Genomic DNA, 25,631 nt, shown 5'->3' with positions numbered 1-25,631 from the left:
CGTGCCGCTTCCGATCCTGCGGCCGCGGGTGACCGCCTCGGCGGTCGGCCGTCTCGTCCGTGCCGGCCTGCTGGTCTACCTCGGCGGGGACCCGCAGTTCCCCGTCGTCCATCCGGACCAGGTGGCCGCGCTGGCTCGCCGGTGGGACCTGCCCGCCGTCCTCGACCGGCACGTGCCCCTCGGCCCGGACCAGGCCGCGGTGCGCCTGGGCGTCCGCCGTACCGACTTCGATCAGGTGGTGCGGCTCGGGTGGCTGGCTCCGGTCGGCTCCACGGAGGTCGACTACAAGCGGCAGGGCGGGGTGACCACGGTCCCCCTGTACGACGCCCAGGAGATCGCGCTCCTGGAGGTGGTCCGCCCCTGCATGGACTGGCGGGCCGTGCGCACCGCCCGAGCGGGCCCCCGCTCCCCGCTCGCCGTCCTCACCCACCACCCCTCAAGATCGGAACGGCAACAGCTGCCAATGCGGACGGTACCGGTCCGCAAGGGTGATCAGTATGTGCGTGCGGCCGGGGAGACCGGCATCGGACGATGTGGAGAGACTGGCATGACGTTTCTGGTGGTGGGCGCGACCGGCACGGTCGGGTGGCAGGTTGTTGCGGCGCTGCGGGAGGCCGGTGCGCCGGTGCGGGCGCTGACCCGGCGGCCCGGGGCGGCGACGTTCGGTCCGGGCGTCGAGGTCGTCGGCGGAGATCTGACCGACGCGTCGTCGCTGGCATCGGCGCTGCACGGCGTGACCGGTGTGCACCTGATCAACTTCGGGGGCGACGACTACGCCCCGCTGGAGAACGGCAGGGATCTGGTGGCCATGATCGAGTCGGCGGGGGTGCGCCGGGCGACCATGCTTGCCGGCTGGTCGGAGTCGACTCTGGAGCCGGCCGTGCGGGCGTCGGGTCTGGCGTGGACTACGGTGTCGCCGACCGAGATCATGGCCAACGCCTTGGAGTGGGCGGACGAGGTGCGCCACGGACGGGTCGAGCGGCCGTACGGGGACTCGCGTACCGCGATGGTGCACGAGGGGGACATCGGCTCGGTGGCCGCAACGGTGCTGCTCGAGGACGGGCACGCCGGTGCGGAGTACCTGCTTACCGGCCCGGAGCGGCTCTCGATGCGGGAGAAAATCGCCACACTGGGCTCTGCGGTCGACCGGAAGGTGGAGTTCGTGGAGCTGACGCCGGACCAGGCGCGGGTATCGATGCGGGCGCAGGGCGTGCCGGAGCACATGATCGACTTCCAGCTGGAGGTGTTCGCCGACCCGCCGGCTGAGTACAACACCCCGAACGGCGTGGTCGAGAAGGTGACCGGAGGTAAGGCACGCACTTTCGCGCAGTGGGCCCAGCAGAACGCGGCCGTCTTCCGCTGAGCCTCTTTCGAGCTCGGCCTACATCCGGTCGGCTTCTTCACACAACCCGTCCACGCGACGGCGGGCGGCAAGCTCTTGCTGTTCCTGCAGTCCGACAACCACCGGCATCCACGACCTCCACGAGAGCGGCGAAACGACGATCCGAGTGGGGGAGGCCACCGCGAGCATCTCCCAGCGACGGGCGAGCGAACCGATCCGGCCTCACTCGAAGGCCAGAACCGCGTCACGGGTCCGGCACAGGTGGTAGGCCCGCGTTGCCACCGCAAGCAGCGGTCCCCAGGCGAGGATCGGGGCGTAGCAGGCCCACAAGGCCCATGCCCCCGGGCCGCTGGTGGGGAAGGCCTCACCGGTGTGGTTCAGCGGGGGAACGAAATGGAACTGGTAGTTCAGGGTGGCGTACGCGGCCAGGACGGTAGCCAGAAAGGCACCGACGCAGGCCGGGATGACGACCGCGCGGACTGGCAGCACGCGGCCGCCTGCAAAGGGAACCCAGGTGGACAGCCGTTCGCCCCAGGGCTGGACGAGCCCCAGGGCGAGCAGCGCCAGGCACTCGGCGATCAGCGAGAGCGAGAGGACGTACGGCCGTTCCCCCGGCAGTCAGTCGTGCCCGGCGTACCAGTCGGGCCAGCCGGTGACGAGCGTGATGCGCCACAGCCCCGAGGGGAGGGCGCACAAGGGGATGGCGTATGCCGTCCACTTGATGCGGCGCGGCACGTCGAGGTTCACGCTCGTGGCTCGCGTCTCGCGTCCTCCGGTGGTCCCGGCCGCCTCCCCCGAGTGGGGGAGGCGAGGGGTACCTGAGAACCGAACTGCCCCCAATCCGTGTGCGGAGCACACTAGGACCGCCCCTGTGCGGGGGCGCCGGACCGGGTAGTTCGGCGCCGTGACCATGGGCTTGGGACCATCCCTGCGTGCGCGGGCGCCGGACGACGGGGGGCCTCTGCGTAGCGGCGGGCGGTGGGACGCCCCCTGCGGGGGCGCCCGCGTTCTGGAGGGCCGCGCCTGTGCCGGATGGCGCGCTTCGACCGGCGCGTTGGAACACGCACCGCGCGCCGCCCGCGGGGGAGATGCCGCGGTCGTCCTCACCCTGCTGATCGCGCTTGTAGGGGCGGTGGAGGCCGCCGCCGTCCTGCTGCGCGAGGCAGCCGGCCTGGCCGGCAACCCGCTTCCGACGACGAAGCCGCGCACCGGTCGAGTGGTGCGCACGCCGGGCCGTGGCCTGCCCGCCGCCGGACCCGTTACCGGTGTACCGGCCCGCCCGCGCCCGGGGCAGGGTCCGCCGGACCGGCCAGGCCCGTCCCGTACGCGCTGACCCGATCCGAGGAAACTGCCGATGACGTACCCGCCTCAGCCCGAGCCGTTCTCCGAAGCCCTCGGGGAGGCCGCGCACACCGCGGCGATGGCCTACCGCCTGGTGCTGACCATCTCCGCCGCGGTCCGCCGCGCCGCCCAGAAACGCCTCACCGGCCGGGAGGAGGAACTCGGCGAGGACGCCGGGAAGATGGCACCGGGCTGGTCGGCCGACCAGCTGCGCGGCCACCTCGGCGACGACGTGATGGCTGTGCTGATGCGGGACACGGACTGGCCGCAGATGGCCCGCCACCTGGTGGGCACCCTGCAGAACGTCGCGGACCAGCGCCACTTTGGGTGGGACCAGCTATTGCTGGGCCGCGGAGGCTGTGTCAGTGCCCCCTGCGATCCTTCTTCGATGATCGACGAGTACGAGAAGTTGCTGGCGGGGCTGGACGATGTGGACTGGGCCGGCCTGTCGCACGCCTACCGGTCGGCGCATGACGTTCCAGGGCATATACGCGCCCTGTGCGGGAGCGACGACGAGGCGCGAAAGGAGGCGTTCAGCAGGCTATTCAGCAGCATCTTCCATCAGGGCAGCCGGTATTCGGCCTCCCCGTTCGCCGTGCCGTTCCTCGCGAGGATTGCCGTCGGGGGACCCGCGGCCGCCCGTGAGAACGCCATGTGGCTGCTCACTCGCCTGGCCGTGGACTGGCACGACGAGTACGACGTGACCACCGGTATCAACGTGGCCGGATGGCGAGCGGCCGCGGCCGAGGTCGGACCCGAGGTGTCCCTGCCGTGGTACGAGGAGCAACTGGCCGCCGAGCCGGATCCCGACAAGCGCGCAGAGCTTCAGGAGATGCGGGACTGGGTGGCCGCCGGCAACTCGCCCGACTCCCGGTGGTCGGCGCTCCAGTCATACGACGCGGTCCTCGCCGAACTCCCAAGCCTTCTCGTCCTACTCGATGATGCCGACGCCTGTCTGCGGACCCGGATCGCCTACCTCCTGGCCTGGTTCCCCGAATTCTCCGCCACCTCCTTGCCCCGCCTCCTCGCCCTCGCCACACACGAGAGGGACCCGGTCACCGCAGCCACCGCGCTGCTCGCCGCCGGCCTCCTCGGACCCTCTTCCACGGCAGAGGACATCACCCCGTACCTGGACGCCGCAGACCCACTGATGCGATGGGCTGCGGCCACTGCCCTCATCCGTCTCGCCGCCCTCGACGGAGCCCCTGTCGGCCCCAGCCTGCTCAGCCGGGCTGTCACGGAGCTCACGGCAGCTGCCCGCAACCCGTTCGATCGCGTAACCGACTACTGCGGGGGCGACCTTCACGGCCACATCGAGCGCACCCTGCACTCCCTGCCCGCCGGCTCGGACCCGGCCTCCGTGCGCGAGGCGCTCGACGCGTGCCTGCCCCGCATCGTCTGGGACTACTACGGGTCCCGCACCCGCAGGGCGATCGAGGCGCTCTTCCTCGCACCGCAGCCGCACCCCACACCCCGCTATGCCGACCTGACAGCGGCGCAGCAGCAACTGCTCGGCGATCTTGCCGGCCAACGGCACCCCTGGCTCATCCGCTCGTCCGCCGACCGGCTGCGGGACCTCGGCCTTCCACACACGCAGGAAGCCCTTCAGCACTTCGTCGGAGCGCACCGCACTGCCTGAAGCCCCATGCCCCGGCCCCGGGCAGCCCGCCCGACGGATCCCCGCCCTTACCCCCAGCCCGGCCGGGCGCGCCCCCGCTGCGCTGGCCGCCCCGAGCACCGGCTCCGCCGCGGCAGCGACGCCACCGGGCATGGCGGCCGTCGCAGCGGGCACGGGGCCTGCCCGATTGCCACCGTGGCGACTTGATCAGGTGGTGCGGCTCGGGTGGCCGGCCCCGGTCGGCATGGTGGAGGTCGACTTCAAGCGGCAGCGCAGGGTGACCGCGCAGCCCCCTGCACGACGTTCAGGAAGTCACGTTCCTGGAGTAGCTGGTCCCGGCCTCCGTGGACTGGCGGCGGGCACGGGCGCGTCCTTCCGTCAGGCCGTGGGCACGGCCCGTTCGGCGGGCTCGGCGAGGGCACCGCATCGCCTGGTCGAACTACGGTCCCCGCCGACACTCTGCTGGTGACAGGGAGAGATGATGCCGCCATGCCGAACAAGCCGAAGCGCCCCCTCAGCGAGCTTCACCCGGGTGAGCCCGTCCAAGCGACCATCACCAGCCACCAGCCATGGGGCATCACAGCGAAGCTTGACGAATACGAGCCGGTCGGCGCATCCCTCGACACCATCCGCCGCGGTGGCGAGCCAGGTGTGAGGCGACTGGCTCAGGACCTCCCGCCGGTGGGAACGGTCATCGAACTGGTCGTCGGCGAAGTGCGCTCGTGGGACCACGAACCGTGGGTGTGGGTGGACCTCACGAGCATGTGACGGGACCGCGGCCAACGCAGCCTACTCACGACAATCTGAGACGCGATGCCTGCAGTAGCCCTGTCGTTCTCGCAGCCCACCGCGCTACGCCGACATCACCGCCCTGAGCTGGCACGCCGATCAGGACGACCGTCGGGCGGCCGCCCGACGCAGCGCCAGTGCGTCGGCTCCGCCGCCGCCCGCTCACTGCCGAGGCCGAGAAGGCAGCCCGCCGAGGCCTGGCAGGGACCGCCCGCGAGTCCCTGCAGCGCACCGTCCGTACCGCCGCCGCCCACGCCCACGACGATGCGGATTTCCTCGACCGGCTCCGCGACACCGGCCTCCTCGTGCGCGAGCGCCTTGGCGAGGCGGCGCCCTGGTCGGGTATGCGGTGGTGTTGCCCGGGGACCGTGCGGACCGCTGGTTCCGGCCGGTGCGGTTCGCCGGCGCGACGCTCGCCCACGACCTGTCCCTGCCCCGGGTCCGTGAGCTTCACCCCGTACGCCGCGCCTGTGGGCCGGGTGTTGGCCGAGCGCCGGATCTGGGAGGTTTCCGCACGCCTTGACCGCGCCGTAGAAGCCGACGGGGCCGGGGATGTCGCCGTGCTCGGCGACCTCCTGGCTGCGGCCTGCCGCCCGCGGGCCCGTTGCCGGCATACCGGCCCGCCCGCGCACTGCGTCAGGCTGCACCTGCCTTGGAACTGCCAGAAGAAGAGGCCCTCGAGTTCACCCAGCTCGCCACACGTCTCGAAACCGAGGCCGCCAACGGCTCTCCCGACCCCAGCAGGCTCCGACGCGGGGGTGGATCCGTCGTTGGCATCCTCAACTCTCCCGTGGTCAGCTGAGCCCTGGGAAGCGTGCTCGCTGCGTACACCGGGACGGTGCTTCCGGGCCTACCTCCCGCGTAAGACCACAACCCAAAATGACCACGGGGTGAGGCTCAAGAGGAAACGCTTTCGGCCCACCCCGTGGCACTACGCACTCCCCATCAGAGAACTGCGGCATGTGCATCGAGCCTGCGCTCAGGCGCCGCTACACCGGCTGCGTCCGCTGCCTCCCGTTTCTGGGCCGATACTTCTCGCATGGGGGATCACGACACCGTCCGGGTACGTCTCCGCGCCGCTCTGTGCGCCGACGACCCGTGGACTGCGCTGTACGCGCTGCACTCGCCGAACACCGACCGGCCCGGCCCTCTCGCCGAGGCGGTCGAGGAGCTGTACCGATCGGAGACGGACCACACGGCCTTCCGCCCCTACCTCACCTGGTTCCTGCGAAGCCTCGGTGAGCCGGGCGACGCGGTGCTGCTGCGGTTGTTGGCCATGCCCGGGCTCGCCGGCGACGACGGCAAGGACCTCCTGAGGACCGCTGTGCTGCGCGGGCTGCGACTGCCCGCCGAGCTCCTGCGCACCTACGTGCAGGACGCCCCTGCATCCAGTGGGGGCAATGCCGGAACCGGCGGCTCGCCCGCCCCCGAGCTCGTCGACGCCATGGGGCTCTCCGGCGACCCGTCTTTCGCGCCGCTCCTCGGCGCCCTCCTAGAGGACTCCGCGGCGCCGCGCGGCCGTGCCGCGCTCGCGCTGGGCCGCCTCGGTGCCCGCGCGTGGACGGCGCCAATCGCCGGGAGACTGTCCGAGGTGACCGGACTCGACCACACCGCGTTCACCGTCGCCCTGGAGCTGATGGGCGATCCCGCCGCAGTACCGCACCTGCTTCGATGGCTGGCCGAGAGCGCCGAGGAACGCGTGTACGACGTCCACCACGCACTCGTACGGCTCACCAGCCGCGACCCGCTTTTGCCGGAGCGGGCAAGCGGAGCGGCGTACGCGGCGGCCGTGCGCGCCGCCTGGGCCGACGGCCGCATCGAGCGCGCGCCCGCAGCGGTGCGGGACCTCGTTGTCGAGTCCAGCGCGCGGGCCCGGTTCTCTGTCGACGAAGGCGCCGGCCGGATCCGCGTCGCCTTCGACCCACCGTCGCCCGGCTCCTCCTGGCCGCGCTGGGACCGGTGCCTGACGTTCGACCGAAAACCGCTGTACCGGGTCGGCTCGTTGTGCGACACGTGCGAGCTGGGCCTGACCTTGCTGGACTGGCCGGACGACGAGGCTGCCCGGATCGCGGCCCGCATGCGCGGGCGGCTGACTGACCTGGATCGGCTCGACACCGCGCTGCTCGCCGAATGGAGCCCCGTACTCGGCGAGTTGGAGACCGGCCACTACCGCGCCCTCCTCCTCGATCTCCCCCTGGAACGGGTGGCCGAGCCGACCCGGTCGTGGTGGTACCGCCGTGCGGCAGCCCGGTCGGAGGCGGACGGCGACGACGGCGACCGCCCCGAGTACGACCGCCCCGGGGACTACTGGCCCGGCGTCGCGCACTTCCAGCTCACCGCGCCCGTTCCGGGAGGCCGGGTGCCGTTCACCTATGGCGCCTTCCTGCCCTCGCAGCCGCCGGAAGCGCTCGACCCGGCGGCCGTCGCCCGGCACGCGACCGCTGTAGCGGCGGGGGAGCGGCCCGCCGCGGTGGTTCTCGGCTGGATCGACGACCGGTACGTGGACGCCCTGCACGAGGAGCGGTGGCTGGTCGGCGCGATCCTGGACGGTCATCACCGGCTTGCCGCATACGCGGCCGCAGGCGTGCCGGCCCGGGTGCTCCTGCTCGCCCGCGTGGGCGAGGGAAGCGGCGCGGACGGCGGCCTGGAGGGGCTGGCGGAGGTGGCCGCAGCGTACGGCTGCCGGGAGTGACGGCTGCGCAGCAGGCAGGCAGGAAACGGGCGAGGCCCCGTATCCATCCGGCCGCCGACCTGCCGGTCGACGCCGAGGGCCTGGACTCCGACGACCTCTCATGGACGCTGGTCGGCGCCCTGCGCCGCGCGGAAGCGGCGAAGAGCCCCGCGTGAAGGTGCTGTTCCGCCCCGTTTGCTGCCGCGCCCGCGGCGCCGCAGCAAACGGGCCCCGGGCTGCGGCATCCGTCCGGACCTCCCCGGCCTGGGCCACGGCGCCCTACCGTGACGGGTAGCACCTGCGAGGAGGAGCCGATGAGCGCCGAGCCCGACCACACACCTGCCACCGCCGCCCCGTACGCGCCCGCACCCGGCGCCGCGGCCGAACTCCTGGCCCAGCTCCGCGCGGACCGGCGTGCCGAGCAGTGGGTGCCAGCCTTCGAGCGGGACTGGACGAAGGCGCTTGAAGACGCCCGCCACGCGTTCAGCCTCACCCCCCTGCACGAGGTGGTCCGCACCTGGCAGCTGCGCGTGGCCGCGGCCCCGGACGTCGATGCCTTCATGGACTCCGGCCAGGACGACGCCGACTTCGTGGACCTGGAAGATGTCCTCGGCGGCCGCCCGTGACCGGAGAACAGCCGTGGGCGGTGCGCCTGTCCCCGCAGGCCGCTAAGACCCTCGCCGAGCTCCCCGAACCGGCCCGGGAGACGGTCCGCGACGTCCTCGATATCGCGGTGCGCGCCCCGTGGGGCTGGCCGCAGTGGAACGCCGGCGACCCGGAGGGCGAGAACGTCCGCGCCGCGTCCGTGGGCCGGCTCTCCGTCGTCTACATGGCGAACCGCCTCACCCGGCGGCTGTCCGTGCTGGGCATCGTCTGGCTGGGCTAGGCCGGATCGTCGCTGTGCCGGACGACCGGTGTCGGCGGTGGCTTGTCGCGGGCTGATGCTGGCCTGCTCCTGCGACGTCGTCGGCGCCGCGCGCCGGAACATTGGTCGCGACCTCGGACTCGGACACGAGGAACACCCGCTGCTCGGCCACCGGGTTCGCGACATCGCCTCCGGCACCGAGGGCGAACTGATGGCCGTCGTCCTCGAGGAAGTCGCCACCCACACCGGACCGCGCTGGACCCGCCGCGCCTACATCCGCCCCAAAGCCGGCGGCCGCGAACTACCGACCGCCCTGGACAACATCGAACCCCTCGGAACGCCCTGACCGCGCCGGGACCGCCCTCGGCTACGAAGGCGCCGCCCTTCCGATTGCGGAGTCCTCGCCGACCAGGCCATGGCCATCGGCAACCGGCCGGCCCTGTGGCTGCTGAACACCGTCTTCGGTAAACCCCACGCCGCGGCGACCACACCACTGCTCGCGGGCTCCTCGCCAGGGCCAGCGCATCTTCGACCAGACCGGGTCCCACGAGATGAGGAGCGGGACGCACACCGCTTTGGGAAACTCCATCCGTTCCCCGGGTCTGCCCGGGCTGGCTCAGGCCCCGACCAGCGGGCGCGCTTCTCGGCGGCGTGGGGGAGCCGCGACGTCCTCGACACCACCCTCGTCCAACCCGCCCTCGTTGCCGAGGTCAGTGCCGACCACGCCATCGACCACGGCGGCGTCTACCGCCACCCCTCCGCTTCCAGCGGCTGCGCCTGGACGTGACCACGCAGCACGTCCCACGGTTTGGGGCGGGAGGGGGGAGGGCCGCCGCCGGGGTGCGTCACTGAAGCGCCCAGTGGGGTCCGGAGTATCACAGTGCTGCAGGTCAGGGGCTACTTCGTTGGCTTTTCCGCGAGTGCTACTGGGATCCCGGCGGCTGCGACGCCTCGGCCGCGGGGTCTTCGAGCGCCCGGTGGCGCCCGACTGTGATTAGATCTATTGTCTATGTTTAGATAGTGCGTCTAGTGTGGGGGTGGCAGGACGCCCTGGTCGTAGGACCCCAGCGACAGCACGTCGACCAATGGAAAGCCGGAGACGCCCATGAACGTGGAACATCACTCGGCCGCCGCCGACCTCTACGACCGGTCCGGGGAGCGCTACCGCCTGGACGACCCCCGATGGCGGGGCGAAGACGGCAGCCCTCTCGCAGTCAGTGCGCTGCCGGGCCTGCGTCCCGAGCAGATCGACACCGGCGAACGGTCCCTGTGGCGCTACCACGCTGCCCTGCCTGTGCCCGCCGCCCGCCGGGTGAGCCTGGGTGAGGGGTGTACGCCGATGATCCCGCTCGACTGGGCCGGCCGGCGTGTCCACTTCAAGCTGGAGTGGTTCAACCCGACCTCCAGCTTCAAGGACCGGGGCGTATCGGTGATGATGTCTCACCTCGCAGCGCACGGCGCCACCCGCGTACTGGAGGACAGTTCGGGCAACGGCGGTTCTGCGGTGGCCGCCTACGCAGCCGCCGCCGGTATCCGCGCCAAGATCATCGTTCCCGCCGCCACCTCGGCAGCCAAGATCCTCCAGGCCCGCGCCTACGGAGCAGAGATCGAGTTCGTCGGCGGCACCCGTGACGAGGTCTCGGACGAGGCGATCCGCCAGTCGGAGCAGATCCCCTACGCCAGCCACAACTGGCACCCCATGTTCATCCAGGGCGCCAAGACCATCGCCTACGAGATGTGGGAGTCTCTCGGCTTCGCCGCGCCCGACAACGTGGTCCTCGTGGCCGGGGCCGGCAGCAACATCATTGGATGCGACCTCGCGTTCGGTGAACTGCTCGACGCCGGCCAGATCGACAGGCGCCCGCGCCTGTTCGTCGGGCAGCCCGAACACTGGGCGACCATCGCCGACACGTTCAACGGCATCGACCCGGCCAGCCGAGGCGAGCGGATGCCGACCATCGCCGAGGGCGCATCCATCGCCCACCCGGTCCGGCTGCCCGAGGCAGTGGCGGCCATCCGCCGCTCCGACGGCGCCGCCTACGCCGTACCCGAGACGGAAATCCACGCCGCGGTCCGCGCACTGAGCGCGCGAGGCTTGTACGCCGAGCCGACCAGCAGCGTCGCCGCGGCAACCCTCGACCACTTCATCGCGACCGGAAAGATCGCTCCGGACGAGACGACCGTGGTCGTGCTCACCGGTGCGGGGCTGAAGTCCGCCGAAAAGATGGCCGCGGTGTTCGCCGGACACAGCGACGGCGCTCCGGGACCGGGCAGCGCTCGATGACACACCCCACCGGCCGCCTGCCGGACGGCACCAGCGCTGGCCAGCCCGCCGTACCCGAAGACGACCGCGACGTACCGGAGGACGAGCACCTCCTACGGGAAGCGGAACGCATCGCTGTCGCCGTCGGGCGTATGTTCCCCGGTTTGTGCGAGGTCGTCCTGCACGATCTGCGCCGGCCCGACAACGCCATCCGCGTCATCGAGAACAACCTGTCCGGACGGCAGGTCGGCGACTCCGCCACCGAACTGGGCTTGCGCCGCATCGCGGACCCCGACTACCCCAGCGTCATCCAGAACTACAGCAACCAGTTCCCCGATGGACGCCCGGCCAAGAGCACCTCGATCGGCATCAAGAACGCCGAGGGCCGTTACGTCGCCGCCCTGTGCCTGAACCTGGACATCAGCGCACTGTCCCCGCTGGCCATGGTCATGGCCAACCTCGTCGCCACGGATGTCGAACACCAAGGTGAGGCCCTGGAGACACTGCGTGACCGCAGCGGACGCGAACTCCGATCGACCATCGACGCCTACGCGGCAGAGCGCTCCAGCACCCCGCGTGGTCTCAACCGTGACCAGAAGCGCGAGCTGGTGCGACAGCTGCATCGCGAAGGCTTCTTCGAGACCCGGAGTTCCGCACAGCTCATCGCCGACCAGCTCGGTGTCTCACGGGCGACCGTCTACAACTACACGAAGTAGCCGTACCGAGGAGCGCCCTCAAAACCGGCCGCGACATGCCCCAGGAAGAGCATCCATGACCAACTCGACGCACCGGACGATCGAATCCAGCACCATCCGCCTGGCCAACAGCACCGCCATGACCGCCCCACTCGGCCACTACTCGCACGTAGCGGTCCACAACGGCGTCGCCCACATATCCGGCCAGCTCCCGCTCCACCCGGACGGCACCCCCGCAGCGGACGAGCCATTCGACACCCAGGTGCGGATGGTCCTGCGCAATCTCGACAACTGCCTGGCCGCGGCCGGCACGGATCGTGACCACTTGATCTCCGTGACCGTCTATGTCACTGACATCGCCCAGTGGCCCGAGTTCGACACGGTCTATGCCGAATGGCTCGGCTCGTACCGGCCCGCCCGCGCGGTCGCCGGCGTGAGCAGCCTGCACTACGGTGCCGCCGTCGAGGTCCAGGCAATCGCGGCTGTGGGCACAGGGAGCCAGGAATGACCGAGCACGCGGCGAACGCCGCCGGATCGAAGGTCTACGTGCTGACCACAGGTGGCAGCATCGACAAGATCTACACCCTCCAAGGTGAAATGGAGATCGGGCCACCCGCCGCGCGAAGGCAGCCGACACCTCCGACGACCTCGACACCCGCGTGTGGGTCCGCGGCCGCGCTGCGATCGCGCTGGGCTACGAAGGCGCCGCCCTCCCGGTCGCGGACGTCTTCGCCGACCAGGCCATCGCCCTCAGCAACCGCCCCTTCCTGGGCCTGCTGAACGCCCTGCTCGGCAAGGCCCACGCCGCCGCGCTCCGCGGCGATCACACCACCGCACGCTCCCTGCTCGCCGAGGGCCGGCGGATCTTCGACCGGGCCGGCTCGCACGAGCAGACCTCCGACTACGCCGTCCCCCACTGGCGCCTCAACGTCTTCATCTCCCTGCTCGCCGCCCGCCTCGGTGACGAGGCCACGGCCGTCGCCGCTCAGGACGCCGCGACGGCGGAGCTCCCCGCGACCCTGCCGCGGTTCGCGACCCACCTGCAACTGCACCGCGGGCTGATGATCGCCCCTGCCGGCGACACTGCCGCCGGCACCGCGCACGCCCGCGCGGCGCTGGACGTCCTTCCGCCGGAGAAACATTCCCTGACCCTGCGCCTGCCGACTGCGGGCAGGACCCGGCTGCCGTCACACGTTGCCGGTTTCCGTCCCCGGTCGGCAGCATCCAGCCGGGACTTGGCCGGCCAGGCCGCCGTGGGGCGAGCACCCTTGCCGCCCTACACCCTGACCGCCTACCCGGCCCCCCGCCGGGTCTGGGCGCGGCCCCGACCCGGCCCTCCCCCCGGCCGGTCGGGGCCCTTGTGTCCTTCCGCGCGGCAGCAGCGTTTTGCCGCGCAGCCGCGGCGATCAGGTCGGGTGGAGGGGAAGGTGCTGCGTCAAGCGGCACGGCGCGCCGTGCCTCGTTCGGGGGAACCAGGCTGTGGTGGCCAAGCTGGTGGGCGGGCTGCGGCGAAGACGGCGTGTGCGGGGATGCCGGGAGGTCTCGTTCCCGCGCCGGCGGTGCGGGGTCTCCGCAGAGCCGAGGCACCTTTTCGGGAGGTAGTTGACATGGTTCGTGTGCGACGAGTTCTGGCGGTGGTACTGGTGGTCGGTGCGGTCGTGGTCGGCGGTGCGTCGGCGGCATCCGCTGACGCGGGCGCGCAGGGTGTGGCCGGGTACTCGCCGGGCGTGGGCTCGGGCAACCTGATCCAGGTGCCCATCCACATCCCGGTGAACGCCTGCGGCAACACCGTCAGCATCATTGGGCTGCTGAACCCGGCATTCGGCAACACCTGCGTCAATGCCTGATCCGGCACCACCTCGAAGGCCCCCGGTCCGCGCAGCCGAGTAGACGCGGCGGTGTGGACCGGTGACCCGCCGGATGCAGGACTGGGGCGCGTCTCGGGCGCACCCCCTGTGAGCCGTCGGGTTGGCTGTGGGTGGCTGTCGGCTCAGCCACCCACAGTGCCTCTCGCCGGGACGCGCTGATCACCAGGTGTGTGGGGCTTCGGGCCGAACCGCGGTGTTCGCGTTCGACCTCTGAAAGCGCCGGAATCGAGCAGGCCACTCGTTTGGGTGTCCGGCCAATCCGCCAGGTGGATGCTGCCGAACCCGGCGTGTGAACCAGGTCCGCAGCCCCCTGCCCCGCGCCGCCCTCGGCGGGGCGGCAGGCGTTGCAGCCGCTGTGATGGTGCTGGCTGTGACGGAGCTGGTTTGCCGGTCTGGTGCGGCTGGCCGCCGGGGCGAACAGGGCCGGAGCAGGCGCGGCTCGTCATCGCACCTGGCGCGGCCCACCACGAAACGCCGGTCCGGCAGCACCACCCCTGAATCCCACATGACAGACCGACAGAAGCTCAAGGGGAGCAACTGATCATGAACACCCTGAAGATCCGCCGTACTGCGATCGCCGTTGCCGCAGCCGCCCTGCTGCCGTTCACCCTTGCCGCGTGCTCAGACTCCGGTGACACCAAGGCCGCGCCTCCCGCGGCTGCCGGGGACCAGGCCAAGACTGGTGAGAGCACCCCGGCGGAGGAGTCGATGACCGGTGACAAGCCGTTCGGGGCGGCGTGTGCCGGTGTCCCGAAGGAGGGCGCGGGCTCGTTCGACGGCATGGCCAAGGACCCGGTCGCCACCGCCGCCTCGAACAACCCGGCCCTGTCCACCCTCGTTGCCGCGGTCAAGCAGGCCGGCCTCGTCGACACCCTGAACAACGCGAAGGACATCACGGTCTTCGCCCCGACCAACGACGCCTTCGCGAAGATTCCGAAGGCCGACCTCGACAAGGTCCTCGCGGACAAGGAGCAGCTGACCAAGATCCTCACCTACCACGTGGTCGGTCAGAAGCTCAGCCCGAAGCAGCTGGAGAACGGCAGCTTCGAGACACTGCAGAAGGGCATGGTCAACACCTCGGGCTCCGGCGAGGCCTACATGGTCAATGACACCTCGAACGTGGTCTGCGGCAATGTGAAGACAGCCAACGCGAATGTCTACATCGTCGACACCGTCCTGATGCCGAAGTAGTCGGCACACACGGCGACGGGAAACGGCCGGTGGCCCCGCCCTCCGAGTGGGCGGGGCCACCGGCCTGTCCGGGTGACATCACCGCGCGGTGATGTCCTGCCGGGCCCGGCCCTGGCGGTGCCCCGTCGTCGCCACGGGAGCAGCGTGCGGGCAGGACCCGGCAGGGGTTCGGTGGCTACTTCTGGTTGATGGGCAGGGCGAGGTCGATGACCTGGTATCGGGTCGAGAAGGCGCCCTTGTCGGTTGCCTTGCCAGTCAGGACATCGACCGCGTAGAGGCGGTAGGTGCCGGTCGTGCCGATGGCGGCGAAGCCGCGGTTCACCCCGGTGGCCGGGCTGTAGTGGATGTCGAACCCTGAGTCCAGGTCGGCGTTGACGCCGAGCATTCCGGTGGGGGAGAGGGTTCCGGCGTTCGCGGGGGACTGTAGAGAGATTCGGTCGGCCATCGTGTCCAGGTCGAACAGAGTGGTGGCCGTCGCAGCGTTCAGGTCGTTGTTGGTGTAGGCGGCGCCGGTGACACCCATCGCGGTCGACGGCGGCATGGTGGGGTTGGTCAGGGTGCCGTCGACGGTCGTCGTCAGCGGGGCGGCGGGGTCGTCGATGTTGTGGCGCAGGTTCTGGCCGGTGTTGGAGATGACCCGGAGCCGGTTCGCGGCCGGGTTGAAGTCCACGCCGAACGCGGTCCCGGCCAGCGCCACAGTCAGCTGCGACACCTTCACCGCCCGCGCGTTCGTAGTGTTCAGGGTGTAGACGCCGCCCCGGTCGCCTACGCCGTACAGCTTCTCGTTCTGTACCCGGAAGTCGATGCCGACCAGCTTCGTGTCGCCGGACAGACCCGAGACCCTGCCCAGCGACCAGGTCTTGGACGGCTTGTTCACATCGAACTCGACCAGGCGCTGATCTCCGGTCAGACCGATCGCGCTCAGGCCGCCCTTGCCCTCCATCGCGGGCAGGGTCTGCGGCGGGGTGTCACTGGCGGCGAGCGCGGGCGCCGCGCACAGGGCGGCCAGTACGACGGCGGTAGCGGCGGGGGTGGAGTGGTATCGCATGGGTACTCCCGGATCGGATGCATCGGCCGGGTCGGCCGACGTCTCGTCCCGGGTTCGTCACCGAGTTCACGCCAGACAGGTCCAGGCGCCGCAGGCCACTCGCATGGCTCACACAAGACGGCCCTGGTTACTCCAGCCGGGCTGCCCGCCGACTTCCGAAGCGCCCCAGCCCCAGGCCGGTCGTCGTTTGACCCGCAGCCGTCCCCGGGATCCGCTCAGTCACCGCTCGTGGCCTGGCTTCTGGCCCGCGACAAGATCGGAGTACCCACCGGACCGACGCTCGCCACGCTGGTGCTGGCCGGGGCCGGCGGCGCCGCGCACCGGTTCCGCCTTGATGACCCGTGGCTCACCCTGGCCGACGATGCCGGCGGCGAGGACGCGTTGTCCGGCTGGGCCACGGACGAGGACGCCGAAGCGGTGGCCGCCCTGGCGGCCGGGGAGTTCGCTGCGTCGGCTGATTGCGCCCGGTACCGGCCCGTTGGCGGCGCCGGGGGAGGTGCGGGTGATCGACCGGTTCCGGTCGGGGTCGGGGGTCCTGCGCCTGACGCTGGCCTGGCCCGCCGGCCTGCGCGGCACCGCCGCCCCGGGGCCGGCGGGCGGGGTGGTTCGCCACGGGGTTGCGTACGTGGGTCCGGGTGAGTCCTGCGTGTGTGCGCGGCACGGCTGCGGTGGCGTGGTCCCGGTGTCCTGGTGCGCCGAGCACGGCGACGCGGTGGGGCCGGTGTTGGAGTGGCACCCCGGAGGCGGGATCCGCTGCACCGACCTGTCCCGCGCACGCGGCCTCGCGGCCGCCCGGGGTCGGGCAGACTAACCGGCACGACGGATGACGAGAAGGCCGACGTCCTGCGCGAGGGCATCGAGGACTACCTGAGCGAGGTCGACGCCGAGGACTTGGACTCGGATGACCTGGCGTGGTCCCTAGTGGATGACCTGCGCCGTGCGGAAGTGGCGAAGAGCCCCGTGAAGGTGCCGCTGCCGACCTCGTTTGCTCCCGCGCCCGCGGCGCGGCAGCAAACGAGGTCCCAGGCTGCGCATCCGTCCGAACCTCCCCGGCCTAAGCCACCGCGTTCTACCGTGGCCGGTAGCACCCGCGAGGAGGAACCGATGAGCGCCCAGCCCGACCACACACCCGCCCCCACCGCCCCGTACGCACCCGCACCGGGCGCTGCGGCCGAACTCCTCACCAAGCTGCGCGCCGACCGCCGTGCGGAGCGGTGGGTGCCCGCGTTCGAGCGGGAGTGGGCGGCCGCGTTGGAGGAGTCGCGTCGAACGTTCTCCCTGACCACCCTCTACGAGGTCGTGCACGTCTGGCAGGCCCGTCTCGCCTCCGCTCCTGCGGTCGACGCGTTCACCGCTTCCGGCCGCGACGAAACGGGGTTCGTGGGCATGGCCGAGCTCCGCGGCCAGCGGCGCCGGCTGGACGAAGGCAGCGAATCCGACCCCTCCCACTGCCTCTGTCTCTTCGAGATGGACCAGGTCGCCGACGTCTTCGAGGAACACGGTGCCGAGAGTAACGGTCATGGGTGGGCGAATTGCTGCTGCCGGTGTATGGGAATCAGCGCATGGTTCCTGCTCACTGGTGGCTAGCGGCGGCCGTGCTGCATTCAGCTTTCACTTGGCTGTCGGGAGGATTGCCCAGTAGGTGATGGTGTGCGCGAGGATGCGGGTGCCGTGGGCGCTGGCGAGCAGGGTGATGATGGCTACGCCGCGGCCGTGTTCTTCCGGTGCGCAGCTCACGGTCCAGGCGCCCTCGTTGTGGGTGGGGCCGCCGTCGTCGACTTCGATGCGCAGGGTGTTGTCGTCTTCGGCCCGGTGCAGATGGAGGACGACTGGTGGCAGGGCGTGTTCGAGGGCGTTGGTGACGAGTTCGGAGACGACGAGCAGTGCGTGGTCGATGGTGTCGTCGTCCACGTTCCATGCGTGGAGGACGGTGGTGGCGATGCGGCGTGCGGTGCCGGCTGACTCGGGGCAGTGCGGCAGCCGCCAGGTGCAGGGAGTGTTGGCCCGTGTGCGGGTTATGGGCTGTCGGGGTGCAGTGGGGGAGGGGGCTGCTTCGGTGTGGGGGCTGGCGTCCATGGCAGGGTCCTGCCGGTCGGGTGTGTGAGAAGTACGGGTGAATTCCGGCTTGTGCGGCTCTGGGAGTTACCGCAGGAGCTGGTCGAGGACGGCTGAGGCGAGTGCCGCGTCGAGCGCGCCCACGCCGGTGAGGTCGGCGACCGTGATTGCTGTGTCGGGGCGGTCGAGGGGCGCTTTGAGGAGTTCACCCGCAGGGATGTCGCTGTCCTGGGCGGTGGCTCCGGCGCGGACGGCATGGCCGAAGTCTCCGTGGTCGATGCACTGGGCGTGGTCGTCCGTCGCGATGACCTGTGCGCGGCGGAAGAGCGCGGGTGGGAGCTCGTTCTTGTGGGGCATGTCCGTGCCGATGCCCGTCACGTGTGCGCCTTCGCGCACGTGGGTGGCGTCCAGTACGGGGGTTGTGGCCGCAGTCGTAGTGATGATCATGTCGGCGGCGGCCGCGTCCTGAGCTACCGCGGGTCGGGCGTTCAGTCCGTGTACGCGGAGCCGTTCGCACAGGGCGTTGGCTCTGTGCAGGGTGCGGCCGTGAACGAGCACGGTGCTGATGGTGCGGAGTTCGGCCAGCCAGGTGGCCTGGAGGCGGGCTTGTTCGCCGGTGCCGAAGACGGCCAGCGTCGAGGCATCGGGGCGGGACATGGCGTGGGTGATGAGCGCGCCCGCTGCCGCGGTGCGCCAGGCCGTCAGCAGACCGCGGTCGTCGAGGACCGCGCGTATCTGTCCGGTGCGGGCGCTGACGACGCAGACCAGGCCGTGGTTTGAGGGGATGCCGAGGGCGGAGTTGCTGTAGAAGCCGGTCGCGATCTTGACGGTGAAGTTGGTGGCGCCGGTGATCCAGCCGGCTTTCACGTGGCAGTCGCCGTCGGCTTCGGGGAATGCCATGTGCAGGGGGTGCGGCACGCCGGTGCGGCCTTCGGCATGGGCGATCAGCCCGTCTTGGACGGTGTCCAGGACCAGCCGCGAGGTGACCGTCCGCTCGATGGCGGCCAGGTCGAACACGGGAAGAGTCATTGACGGGTCCTCATCCACGAGGCGAAGGCGGCCAGGCCTTCTTCCGGGTTGCGCCGGCCGATTCCGATACGGAACCGGTCGGCGGGGGTGGCGGTGAGTTCGGAGTGGTAGATGCTCGCGGGCAGCAGCAGGACTCCGGCTTCCTCCACCAGACGGGTGCAGAACTCCTCCACCCCCTCGGCGCCGAGATAGCGGGGATAGGCCACGCATCCGCCGTCCGGGGCCCGCCACTCGAAGTCGTCCGCGAACTCGGCGAAGAACGCCTCGAACGCGGGCAGGTTGGCCGCGATCCGTCCCCGGTTGCGGTCCAGGAGTGTGGCGCGGGCCTTCAGCGCGATACGGGCCAGGACCTCGCTGGGCGCGGAGTTGCAGATGGTCGTGTAGTGCTTGGCGCGCTCCAGACGAGAGCGCAGCTCGCGGTCACGGCAGGTGATCCAGCCGATCCGAAGCCCGGGCAACCCCAGGGACTTGGACGTCACGTTCAAGGACAAGGCGCGCTCGGAGAGGTCGGTGGCCTGCGGCAGGGTACGGGCCGGGTCGTACTCCAGACCTCGGTAGACCTCGTCGCTGAACAAGTGGATGCCCCGCTCGTCGCACAACCGGGCCAGCGCGGCGAAGTCGGCGGCGTCGATGACCTTGCCGGTCGGATTGTTGGGGAAGTTCACCGAGACGACCCGGGTGTTCGGCCGTATCGCCGCCGCCACCTCGTCGAGATCCAGGGCCCAGTCCCGGTCCGGGTCCAGGGCCACCCCGGTGACTTCACACAGCGCCATCGGCACGGTTTCGGCGGCCTGGTAGTTCGGGGTCATCACCACCGCATGGTCGCCCGCGCCGAGCAGCACGTTCATCGCCAGGTAGAGGGCTTCCTCCGCACCGGCGAAACAGATGACGTCGTCCGCGCCGGCGCACTCGTACATCTGCGCGATCACTTCCCGCAGCGCCGGGTCGCCGAACGTCTCGGTGTAACCCAGGGACAGGTTCTCGAAGGCGTCCCGGTCCTTGTCGTCAGCCAGCGCGAGGAGCTCACTGAGCGTCATGGTCTGCACGTCGGAGGCGGTCAGGTGATGGTGGGCGGTGAACTCCCACCGCGAGAAGTACGTCTCCAGGCGGAAATCGGGGAGGCGGGTCATGGTGCATCAGTCCTTTGCGCTGGGTGCTCTGAGCTCGGCCAGCAGGCCGTAAACGGTGGAACGGGACACCTGCAGCGCCGCGGCGACGACCGGGGTGGCGCGGCGCACCGCGAAGACCCGGGCCTCGTCGAGGCGGCCGAGGACGACCAGGCGATCCTGGCGGGTCATGCGTTCGACGGGGCGGCCCGACGCGCGGACGTAGGAGCCGATCACATACTGGATGCGCTCGGACCAGTCCTCCTCGAACAGGGGCTCGGGGCGCTGCACGATCGGCGCGCCGAAGGCGGACAGGACCGCCGCGGCCTGTTCCAGCGGAGTGCGGTCGAGATTGATGCACAGGACCGCCGACGGCCGGTCCTGTGCATCCCGCAGAACCGCGCTGACCGAAGACAGGCGCCGGCCGTCCACCAGCATCTTCTCGTACGGCCCGTACACGTCCTGAGCCGACTGGGCGAGCGCGTCCAGCTCGCCGAGCAGCGAAGGATCTCCCGGGCGGCGGGTGGTCATCGGGTTCCAGATCTCCAGCACCCGGTCGGTTTCCGGATCGTGCAGGACCACCTCGGCATACGGGCCGAGGAGCAATGCGACGGCCTGGCACACCGGTCCCCACATCCGAAGACGAGGGTCGTGGTCCGCTTCTGTTCCACTCATTTCTGAACTGTACGTCCAGTCTGGACATAGTGTCCAGGCCGGCGGGGGGATTGCTTCCGCGGGCCCGAAAGTGGGGCCGCTCGAAGCAGGCCTCGTCGGCACGGCGGGTGCACGGCCCGTCCCTGAAAATGCACCAGAGCTTTCCGGTGGCAGGTTTCCCCTGGTCCTGACACATGACGGCCCCCGCTGGCCTGGCCTCGGTACAGGGCACCTGACACCGCACCCCGGTGCTGATGTCAGGGCTGCCCGCTCGGCGTCCGATGCCCTGCGTGCGCGGGCCGGGGCGGCATCACTCGGGTGATCTTGCCGGTGCGATCCGGCTGCCCCGTGCAATTGCCTTGTTGATTCACACCAGCCGCCGGAACCGTGGTGGACGCAGCGCCCGGTTGCCCGATCCGGACAGCCAGCGACCCTCACGTACGGGAAGCGGCCCCCTCACGCGGGTGGCCGTACGCCTTCACCCGCCGAAACGATCACCCAGAACGGAACCGGGCTGCCAAACCGGAGCCGGGCCGGCAGCTACGCCACCAGCGCCGTAGCTGCCGGCCCGCCGGGCAACCAACCGGGTGCCCGTCGACGGGATCACTCGCAGGCGACACCGTCACCATCACGGTCGAGATGCGGCCCGAAGCCAGGATCGCCACGCCGGATCGGAGCCGCCCCCGCCTGCCTGACCGCGGTGCAGTTCCGGTACGACACCGAACCCCCGTCCTCGGAGCCCGAGCTACTGCTTCCGCCGGTACCGGTGCGGGATGAGGATCCGCCGACGGCAGAAGCGCTGCCGGAAGTCCTGGCCTTGCCGTCACCAGCCTCCGCCTGACGCCCCGGCTCCGCCGCGCCCTCACCCTGAGGCGGCCGGGCAGCACCGGCTGCCCCCTCAGGCGCAACAGGAGCCAGCACCTCCGCTGGCGGCAGCACCGGTGGGGGCGCCGTCGGAGCAGTCGACGCGGAGATCGGTGCGGAAGCCGCCGGGGCGGGGGCAGTAACCGTGACCACGACCACCGGCTGCGCCTGAGGCTTCCGCTCGGCGTCCACGCCAGCGGGTTTCGGATTGGCACCGGCCACCAGCAGCACTCCGAACCAGACCGACGCCAACACGACCGTCACCGCCCTGCCGGCCTTGTCCCAACGCGCCATGAACGCCAGCGCGGCGCCGAGCGGGGGAATGACCAGCGTCGCGACGACCACGGCAGGAACCGCCAACGCGGGATGCCAACGGCGGCCCGGAACGGGCGAAGACAGGCTGGTGTCAGAGGGTGGGTACACGCGTCTCCAGACTGAAAGCACGAAGGAAGGGCGAGTCACGGGAAGGTGAACGACCACCGACCACCGGGCAGCGCCACGATCAGCCCCGCCCAGGGGCCGGGACACCCCCACGCCGCACGGCATCGGCACGCAGGGATACACCAGGTCAACGTCTCCACCCGCCCCTGGTCACCGGACAGCACCGAGTAATTCCCGAAGGACACCGCACTCGCCAGCCGGACTGCCGACCCGTGTCGGAGCGCTCGGCCCGCAGTGAGTACCACACCATTCGAACGGGACCCCCGCCAGCCGGGGCTTCCGCCTGGACGGTTGCGCGGCGGGAGGCGTACCGGTCTCGCTGCTGCCGAGTGCGGTGGCCACCTGCTCGAGCGGTACTTCCTCGACGGCGAGCTCGCCCGCGCCACGTGCCGGCCGGCCCGTGCAACTGCCTGTCCAAACCGGCTGCCGGAACCCTGGTGGACACACGGCCGTGCCGCCCGACCAGGAAACGACCGTGACGCGTCGCCAATGCCGGGACACCTGCCTGCCCGCGGTCTGGCTGGCCCCTTTTGAGAGGGTCAGCGGATCCCCGACTGCGTTCGATGGTGCGGGGTCAGGTGCGTGGCATCTGCTCCCGGACCCAGACAGCAATCTGGGTGCGGGAGGTGAACCCGAGCTTGGCCAGGGCTCGCTGGACATGCCCCTGTGCCGTGCGATGGGAGATGACCAGCTGAGCGGCTATCTGCTTGTCCGCCAGCCCTTGCGCGACTAGCTTGGCAACGGCCGTTTCCCGCGGAGTGAGGGGCGAGGCCGACGCTTGGGCCGCACCAGGACCGGGTACTGGCCGGCCAAGGGCACGGGCGACAGCCTGTTCCGTGGTGAAGGCGGCTCCCACCCGAACCCGGACGGTGAAGCGGGCACGGCCCAGTGCCTGCAGAAGCAGGTCCTCGCATTCGGTGCGGTGATGCAATAGCCGCCCGACTCCGGGAAGAGTGGCGCCTACCTGATGCCAGACGTTCTGAGCCGCCCCCAGAAGCTCGGCGCCTTCCTCACGGTGCCCATCACCAGCCCGGGCCCACGCCAGCACCTCCAGGCACTGAGCCAAGGCCAGACGGTTGTCTGTAGCACGTGCGATACCCAGCCCCTCCCGGAGAGCACTGACAGCCCGCTCAACGTTGCCTGTCAGCCAGAGACGAAGCCCTGAGATCCACAGTGAGAAGGCGCGGGACCACTGAGCATCGTGCGTCTCGCACAGAGCCAGGCCCTCTTCGCAGAGGGCGGCAGTACGCGGCTCTGCGGACAGGCAGCAGGACAGGCCGAGGAGGAACAGCGTCGACCAGGTGTCGCCCGGGTCGCCGTGAGCCCGATACTGCTGAAGAGCCGAGTCGAGAAGGGGCACTGCACGCGCGAAGTCATCCTGGAACAGGGCGATCAGGCCTTCGAACTGCGCGGCGTGCGCCTTCACCAGCAGATCGCCGAGCGAATCGGCCAGCGTGTGGCACTCCGCCAGCCGGGCATGCGCCGACGCGATGTCTCCGCGCAGCAGAGCCAGCCACCCGTCGGCCCACAGGGCTTTCACCCTCGCCGGGCTCGGCGTACGGTCCGATGCCAGATTCCGGGCCAGCCAGTGGCGCTCCTCCTCCAGACTCCCCGAACCCAGCCGGTGGCTCCACAGGCCTCCGCCCATCTCCAGCCCTGCACGGGCCTCACCGGTATGGGACAGGCAAAAGTCGAGGGCGGTGCGCAGGTTCGCCCGCTCTTGGCGGAGGCGGGCGAACCACTCGGTCTGCCTCCCGGTGAACCACTCGGCCTCGGCGAGTAGGACCTGGCTCCGGTAACGGTCGCGATGGCGGCGACGTACCCCCTCTACCTCACCCCGCTCGCCAAGCCTTTCGCGACCGTACTGACGCAGTGTCTCAAGCATCCGGTAGCGCGCACAGGTGATCGTCCTCCCGGTTCAGGACCGACTTGTCCACCAGGCCTGTCACGGCATCCAACGCCTCTTTCGCGGTGAGACCCTCGGCGGTACACACCGTCTCCACCGCCTCAAGGTCGAAACTGCCGGGGAAGACGGACAAACGGGCCCCACAGCAGCTGCTCCTGCGGCCCACACAGGTCATAACTCCAATCGACCGCTGCGCGCATGGTCTGCTGACGAGCCGGTGCGGCCTTGCTTCCACCCGTCAGCAACGCGAACCGGTCATCCAGCCGGTCCAGGATCTGCTCGCACGTCAGCACCCGCATACGAGCGGCAGCCAGCTCGACAGCCAGGGGAATCCCGTCAAGACGATGACAGATCAGAGCAGCCGCCCTGCCCAACTCAGACAGCGCGTGCTCGCCCAGAGTGGCAGCTGCCCGGTCCGCGAACAGCCGCAGCGCCTCACTCTGGCCAGCCGCTGTGACCTGCCCGGGATCGTCCGGATGCGGAGCAGACAGAGGGGATACCGTCAGCAGGTGCTCTCCGGCCACGCCCAGGGATTGCCGGCTGGTGGCGAGCACCTGCAGGCCCGGGGCTGAAGCCAGCAATGCGTGGACCAGCAGCGCACAGCCGTGCAACAGGTGCTCACAGTTGTCGAGCACCAGCAGGAGCCGCTTGCCCTGCAGGAAATCGGTGAGGGCGGCCAGCGGATGCTGCCCCATGTCGTGGCCCGGTTCGAGCGCAGCGAGCACGGCGTGTTCGAGCAGCTCCTCCTTCTCCACTGCTGCCAGGTCCGCCAGCCATGCCCCGTCAGGGAAGGAACGGCGCACTTGCGCCGCCACGCGCAGGGCAAGCCGGCTCTTTCCCATCCCGCCAGGTCCGGTCAGGGTCAACAGCCTTGTTCGGCCCAGCAGCTGCCGAGACCGTGCCACGTCGTGCTTTCGCCCGACGAAACTTGTCGTATCTCCCGGGAGGTTTCCGGATTCCTTGGGTATACGAGCCACCCGACGCCCTATCCATTCCGAGTACATTCGCCGACCCGATGGCTACTCAGGCCGTGCCGCTGGGCTGCGTACCAGCCTGCAATTCGCGGAGCATGTGGTTTGCAGGCCGTGGCCCCGCTATGGCCTAAGGGTTGTCCCGCAAATGATCTCCGAACGGGGGATCCGAGTCTTGCGACCATCAACGGCCGCTGCGATCGGCAGCTGGCTCCCCCGTATGGGGGATCGTGATCATCCGCACGGGCGACGCCCTGTCGTCAGAGGTTCGGCGACGTTGGATTCATGCCGATCAACCTTGCTCTGGGTGACACCGAGCGTCCGGTTCCGCGTTGGGCACTCCGGTTCGCGAAGGCCCTTCCGTTCGTCGTGCTGCCGCACTGCCTGTGGCGGCTGCCGTTCGCCTTCGACTTCTCGATGGGAACGGTAGATCCGTCGGCACCGCCCATGCCGTGGTGGGCCCCGGCCTACGTGTTCGGGTTGAGCGTGCTCACCGAGGCACTGGCACTGCTCTGTACCGGCCTGGTGAGCGGGTGGGGCGAGGTGGTGCCGCGCTGGGTGCCGTTCATCGGCGGCCGGCGCGTGGCGCCGCTCGTAGCGGTGATCCCGGCGGTCCTGGGAGGCCTGGCGCTGGTGGCGATGTTCGGCCTCTTCCCGCTTGCCTGGGCGGGCGTCTTGCCCGAGGTGGGGTACAGCAATGGATGGTGGATGGCTCTGGCCCGGGTCTGCGTCACTCCAGCGATGCTGTGGGGGCCGATCGTGCTGGCCCTGGCCTGGGCCTACTACCGGCGTTGCCGACCTGCCTGATGGGCTCGTCGTTCCAGACCGGCCGAGCCCGGATGGCTCCGTGCATACGAGCGAACGCAGGGCCGGACAGCATGATTCGCCGCGGCACAGTGGCCGCGATCGCCCGG

General features: G+C 70.5%; 27 protein-coding genes and 2 pseudogenes. 18 read left to right on the top strand and 11 right to left on the bottom strand.

What is annotated here, in order from left to right; genetic code table 11:
• The first annotated feature begins 547 nt into the window (after nt 1-547).
• The gene (locus tag ACIQK6_RS38490) at nt 548-1,363 is read left to right on the top strand and encodes an SDR family oxidoreductase (RefSeq protein WP_402697159.1); all 816 of its coding nucleotides are present in this window, start codon (nt 548-550) and stop codon (nt 1,361-1,363) included.
• Nucleotides 1,364-1,564: 201 nt separating this feature from the next.
• On the opposite strand, the gene ACIQK6_RS38485 is transcribed toward ACIQK6_RS38490, so the two are convergent.
• Both ACIQK6_RS38485 and ACIQK6_RS38480 read right to left on the bottom strand, forming a co-directional pair.
• Nucleotides 1,565-1,831: a hypothetical protein gene (locus ACIQK6_RS38485; protein WP_329094724.1), complete on the bottom strand. Its 267-nt coding sequence runs from the start codon at nt 1,829-1,831 to the stop codon at nt 1,565-1,567.
• Between the two features lie 129 nt (nt 1,832-1,960).
• Nucleotides 1,961-2,089: a hypothetical protein gene (locus ACIQK6_RS38480; RefSeq protein WP_329094722.1), complete on the bottom strand. Its 129-nt coding sequence runs from the start codon at nt 2,087-2,089 to the stop codon at nt 1,961-1,963.
• 307 nt (nt 2,090-2,396) lie between these two features.
• Between ACIQK6_RS38480 and ACIQK6_RS38475 the strand changes: the two genes are divergently transcribed.
• The 8 genes from ACIQK6_RS38475 (at nt 2,397) to ACIQK6_RS38440 (ending at nt 8,972) form a co-directional block, all read left to right on the top strand.
• Nucleotides 2,397-2,675 (top strand): hypothetical protein, encoded by a 279-nt coding sequence (locus tag ACIQK6_RS38475; RefSeq protein WP_329094720.1) that lies wholly within the window; start codon nt 2,397-2,399, stop codon nt 2,673-2,675.
• 21 nt (nt 2,676-2,696) lie between these two features.
• Nucleotides 2,697-4,322 carry a hypothetical protein gene (locus ACIQK6_RS38470; protein ID WP_402697112.1) on the top strand — a complete coding sequence of 542 codons (1,626 nt, stop codon included), beginning with the start codon at nt 2,697-2,699 and terminating at the stop codon, nt 4,320-4,322.
• A gap of 468 nt (nt 4,323-4,790) precedes the next feature.
• Nucleotides 4,791-5,069, top strand: coding sequence for a hypothetical protein (locus tag ACIQK6_RS38465; RefSeq protein ID WP_329094716.1), 279 nt, complete (start codon nt 4,791-4,793; stop codon nt 5,067-5,069).
• A 1,060-nt stretch (nt 5,070-6,129) separates the two neighbouring features.
• Nucleotides 6,130-7,782 (top strand): HEAT repeat domain-containing protein, encoded by a 1,653-nt coding sequence (locus ACIQK6_RS38460; protein ID WP_402697110.1) that lies wholly within the window; start codon nt 6,130-6,132, stop codon nt 7,780-7,782.
• On the top strand, nt 7,779-7,937 hold the full coding sequence (locus ACIQK6_RS38455; RefSeq protein WP_329094711.1) for a hypothetical protein: 159 nt from the start codon (nt 7,779-7,781) through the stop codon (nt 7,935-7,937). The genes ACIQK6_RS38460 and ACIQK6_RS38455 overlap by 4 nt, the downstream gene beginning before the upstream one ends.
• A 138-nt stretch (nt 7,938-8,075) precedes the next feature.
• Nucleotides 8,076-8,387, top strand: coding sequence for a DUF6247 family protein (locus ACIQK6_RS38450; RefSeq protein WP_329094709.1), 312 nt, complete (start codon nt 8,076-8,078; stop codon nt 8,385-8,387).
• The gene (locus ACIQK6_RS38445; protein WP_329094707.1) at nt 8,384-8,647 is read left to right on the top strand and encodes a hypothetical protein; all 264 of its coding nucleotides are present in this window, start codon (nt 8,384-8,386) and stop codon (nt 8,645-8,647) included. Before ACIQK6_RS38450 ends, ACIQK6_RS38445 begins: the two co-directional genes overlap by 4 nt.
• A 37-nt stretch (nt 8,648-8,684) precedes the next feature.
• Nucleotides 8,685-8,972 (top strand): hypothetical protein, encoded by a 288-nt coding sequence (locus tag ACIQK6_RS38440; RefSeq protein WP_329094706.1) that lies wholly within the window; start codon nt 8,685-8,687, stop codon nt 8,970-8,972.
• 270 nt (nt 8,973-9,242) lie between these two features.
• On the opposite strand, the gene ACIQK6_RS38435 is transcribed toward ACIQK6_RS38440, so the two are convergent.
• On the bottom strand, nt 9,243-9,380 hold the full coding sequence (locus tag ACIQK6_RS38435; RefSeq protein ID WP_329094704.1) for a hypothetical protein: 138 nt from the start codon (nt 9,378-9,380) through the stop codon (nt 9,243-9,245).
• Nucleotides 9,381-9,731: 351 nt separating this feature from the next.
• On the opposite strand from ACIQK6_RS38435, the gene ACIQK6_RS38430 reads away from it, so the two are divergent.
• The 6 genes and pseudogenes from ACIQK6_RS38430 (at nt 9,732) to ACIQK6_RS38405 (ending at nt 14,643) form a co-directional block, all read left to right on the top strand.
• Nucleotides 9,732-10,910 (top strand): pyridoxal-phosphate dependent enzyme, encoded by a 1,179-nt coding sequence (locus tag ACIQK6_RS38430; RefSeq protein ID WP_402697106.1) that lies wholly within the window; start codon nt 9,732-9,734, stop codon nt 10,908-10,910.
• Nucleotides 10,907-11,605, top strand: coding sequence for a PAS domain-containing protein (locus ACIQK6_RS38425; protein WP_329094700.1), 699 nt, complete (start codon nt 10,907-10,909; stop codon nt 11,603-11,605). The genes ACIQK6_RS38430 and ACIQK6_RS38425 overlap by 4 nt, the downstream gene beginning before the upstream one ends.
• Before the next feature lie 55 nt (nt 11,606-11,660).
• On the top strand, nt 11,661-12,092 hold the full coding sequence (locus tag ACIQK6_RS38420; RefSeq protein ID WP_329094698.1) for a RidA family protein: 432 nt from the start codon (nt 11,661-11,663) through the stop codon (nt 12,090-12,092).
• A 112-nt stretch (nt 12,093-12,204) separates the two neighbouring features.
• A pseudogene (locus ACIQK6_RS38415) lies at nt 12,205-12,744 on the top strand (XRE family transcriptional regulator); the annotation flags it as partial.
• A gap of 447 nt (nt 12,745-13,191) precedes the next feature.
• Nucleotides 13,192-13,431, top strand: coding sequence for a chaplin (locus ACIQK6_RS38410; protein ID WP_329107380.1), 240 nt, complete (start codon nt 13,192-13,194; stop codon nt 13,429-13,431).
• A 564-nt stretch (nt 13,432-13,995) separates the two neighbouring features.
• Nucleotides 13,996-14,643 carry a fasciclin domain-containing protein gene (locus tag ACIQK6_RS38405; protein ID WP_329094696.1) on the top strand — a complete coding sequence of 216 codons (648 nt, stop codon included), beginning with the start codon at nt 13,996-13,998 and terminating at the stop codon, nt 14,641-14,643.
• 175 nt (nt 14,644-14,818) lie between these two features.
• On the opposite strand, the gene ACIQK6_RS38400 is transcribed toward ACIQK6_RS38405, so the two are convergent.
• Nucleotides 14,819-15,691 (bottom strand): DUF4394 domain-containing protein, encoded by an 873-nt coding sequence (locus tag ACIQK6_RS38400; RefSeq protein WP_329094694.1) that lies wholly within the window; start codon nt 15,689-15,691, stop codon nt 14,819-14,821.
• A 502-nt stretch (nt 15,692-16,193) separates the two neighbouring features.
• Between ACIQK6_RS38400 and ACIQK6_RS38395 the strand changes: the two genes are divergently transcribed.
• Both ACIQK6_RS38395 and ACIQK6_RS38390 read left to right on the top strand, forming a co-directional pair.
• Entirely contained in the window at nt 16,194-16,502 is a 309-nt protein-coding gene (locus ACIQK6_RS38395) for a hypothetical protein (protein WP_402697103.1), read from the top strand.
• A gap of 293 nt (nt 16,503-16,795) precedes the next feature.
• A pseudogene (locus ACIQK6_RS38390) lies at nt 16,796-17,104 on the top strand (DUF6247 family protein); the annotation flags it as partial.
• 198 nt (nt 17,105-17,302) lie between these two features.
• Here ACIQK6_RS38390 and ACIQK6_RS38385 read toward each other — a convergent pair.
• From ACIQK6_RS38385 to ACIQK6_RS38355, 7 genes are all read right to left on the bottom strand, one after another.
• Complete coding sequence (locus ACIQK6_RS38385) at nt 17,303-17,767, bottom strand: ATP-binding protein (RefSeq protein WP_329094691.1); 465 nt, start codon at nt 17,765-17,767, stop codon at nt 17,303-17,305.
• A 66-nt stretch (nt 17,768-17,833) separates the two neighbouring features.
• Nucleotides 17,834-18,775, bottom strand: coding sequence for an ornithine cyclodeaminase family protein (locus tag ACIQK6_RS38380; RefSeq protein ID WP_329094689.1), 942 nt, complete (start codon nt 18,773-18,775; stop codon nt 17,834-17,836).
• Nucleotides 18,772-19,905: a pyridoxal phosphate-dependent aminotransferase gene (locus ACIQK6_RS38375; RefSeq protein WP_402697101.1), complete on the bottom strand. Its 1,134-nt coding sequence runs from the start codon at nt 19,903-19,905 to the stop codon at nt 18,772-18,774. The genes ACIQK6_RS38380 and ACIQK6_RS38375 overlap by 4 nt, the downstream gene beginning before the upstream one ends.
• Nucleotides 19,906-19,911: 6 nt before the next feature.
• Nucleotides 19,912-20,556 (bottom strand): PAS domain-containing protein, encoded by a 645-nt coding sequence (locus ACIQK6_RS38370; protein ID WP_329094685.1) that lies wholly within the window; start codon nt 20,554-20,556, stop codon nt 19,912-19,914.
• A 582-nt stretch (nt 20,557-21,138) separates the two neighbouring features.
• Nucleotides 21,139-21,744, bottom strand: a complete 606-nt coding sequence (locus ACIQK6_RS38365; protein ID WP_329094683.1) for an excalibur calcium-binding domain-containing protein — start codon at nt 21,742-21,744, stop codon at nt 21,139-21,141.
• 670 nt (nt 21,745-22,414) lie between these two features.
• Entirely contained in the window at nt 22,415-23,725 is a 1,311-nt protein-coding gene (locus ACIQK6_RS38360; protein ID WP_402697098.1) for a LuxR C-terminal-related transcriptional regulator, read from the bottom strand.
• 122 nt (nt 23,726-23,847) lie between these two features.
• A complete protein-coding gene (locus ACIQK6_RS38355) occupies nt 23,848-24,750 on the bottom strand; it encodes an ATP-binding protein (RefSeq protein ID WP_402697096.1) in 903 nt (300 codons plus the stop codon).
• A 252-nt stretch (nt 24,751-25,002) separates the two neighbouring features.
• On the opposite strand from ACIQK6_RS38355, the gene ACIQK6_RS38350 reads away from it, so the two are divergent.
• Nucleotides 25,003-25,524 (top strand): hypothetical protein, encoded by a 522-nt coding sequence (locus ACIQK6_RS38350; protein ID WP_402697095.1) that lies wholly within the window; start codon nt 25,003-25,005, stop codon nt 25,522-25,524.
• Nucleotides 25,525-25,631: the final 107 nt, after the last annotated feature.

This window comes from Streptomyces sp. NPDC091682 (assembly GCF_044756625.1).
Classification (GTDB): Bacteria; Actinomycetota; Actinomycetes; order Streptomycetales; family Streptomycetaceae; genus Streptomyces.
The sequence above is the reverse complement of the archived record's forward strand: the minus strand, read 5'-3'. Positions and strand labels throughout refer to the sequence as shown.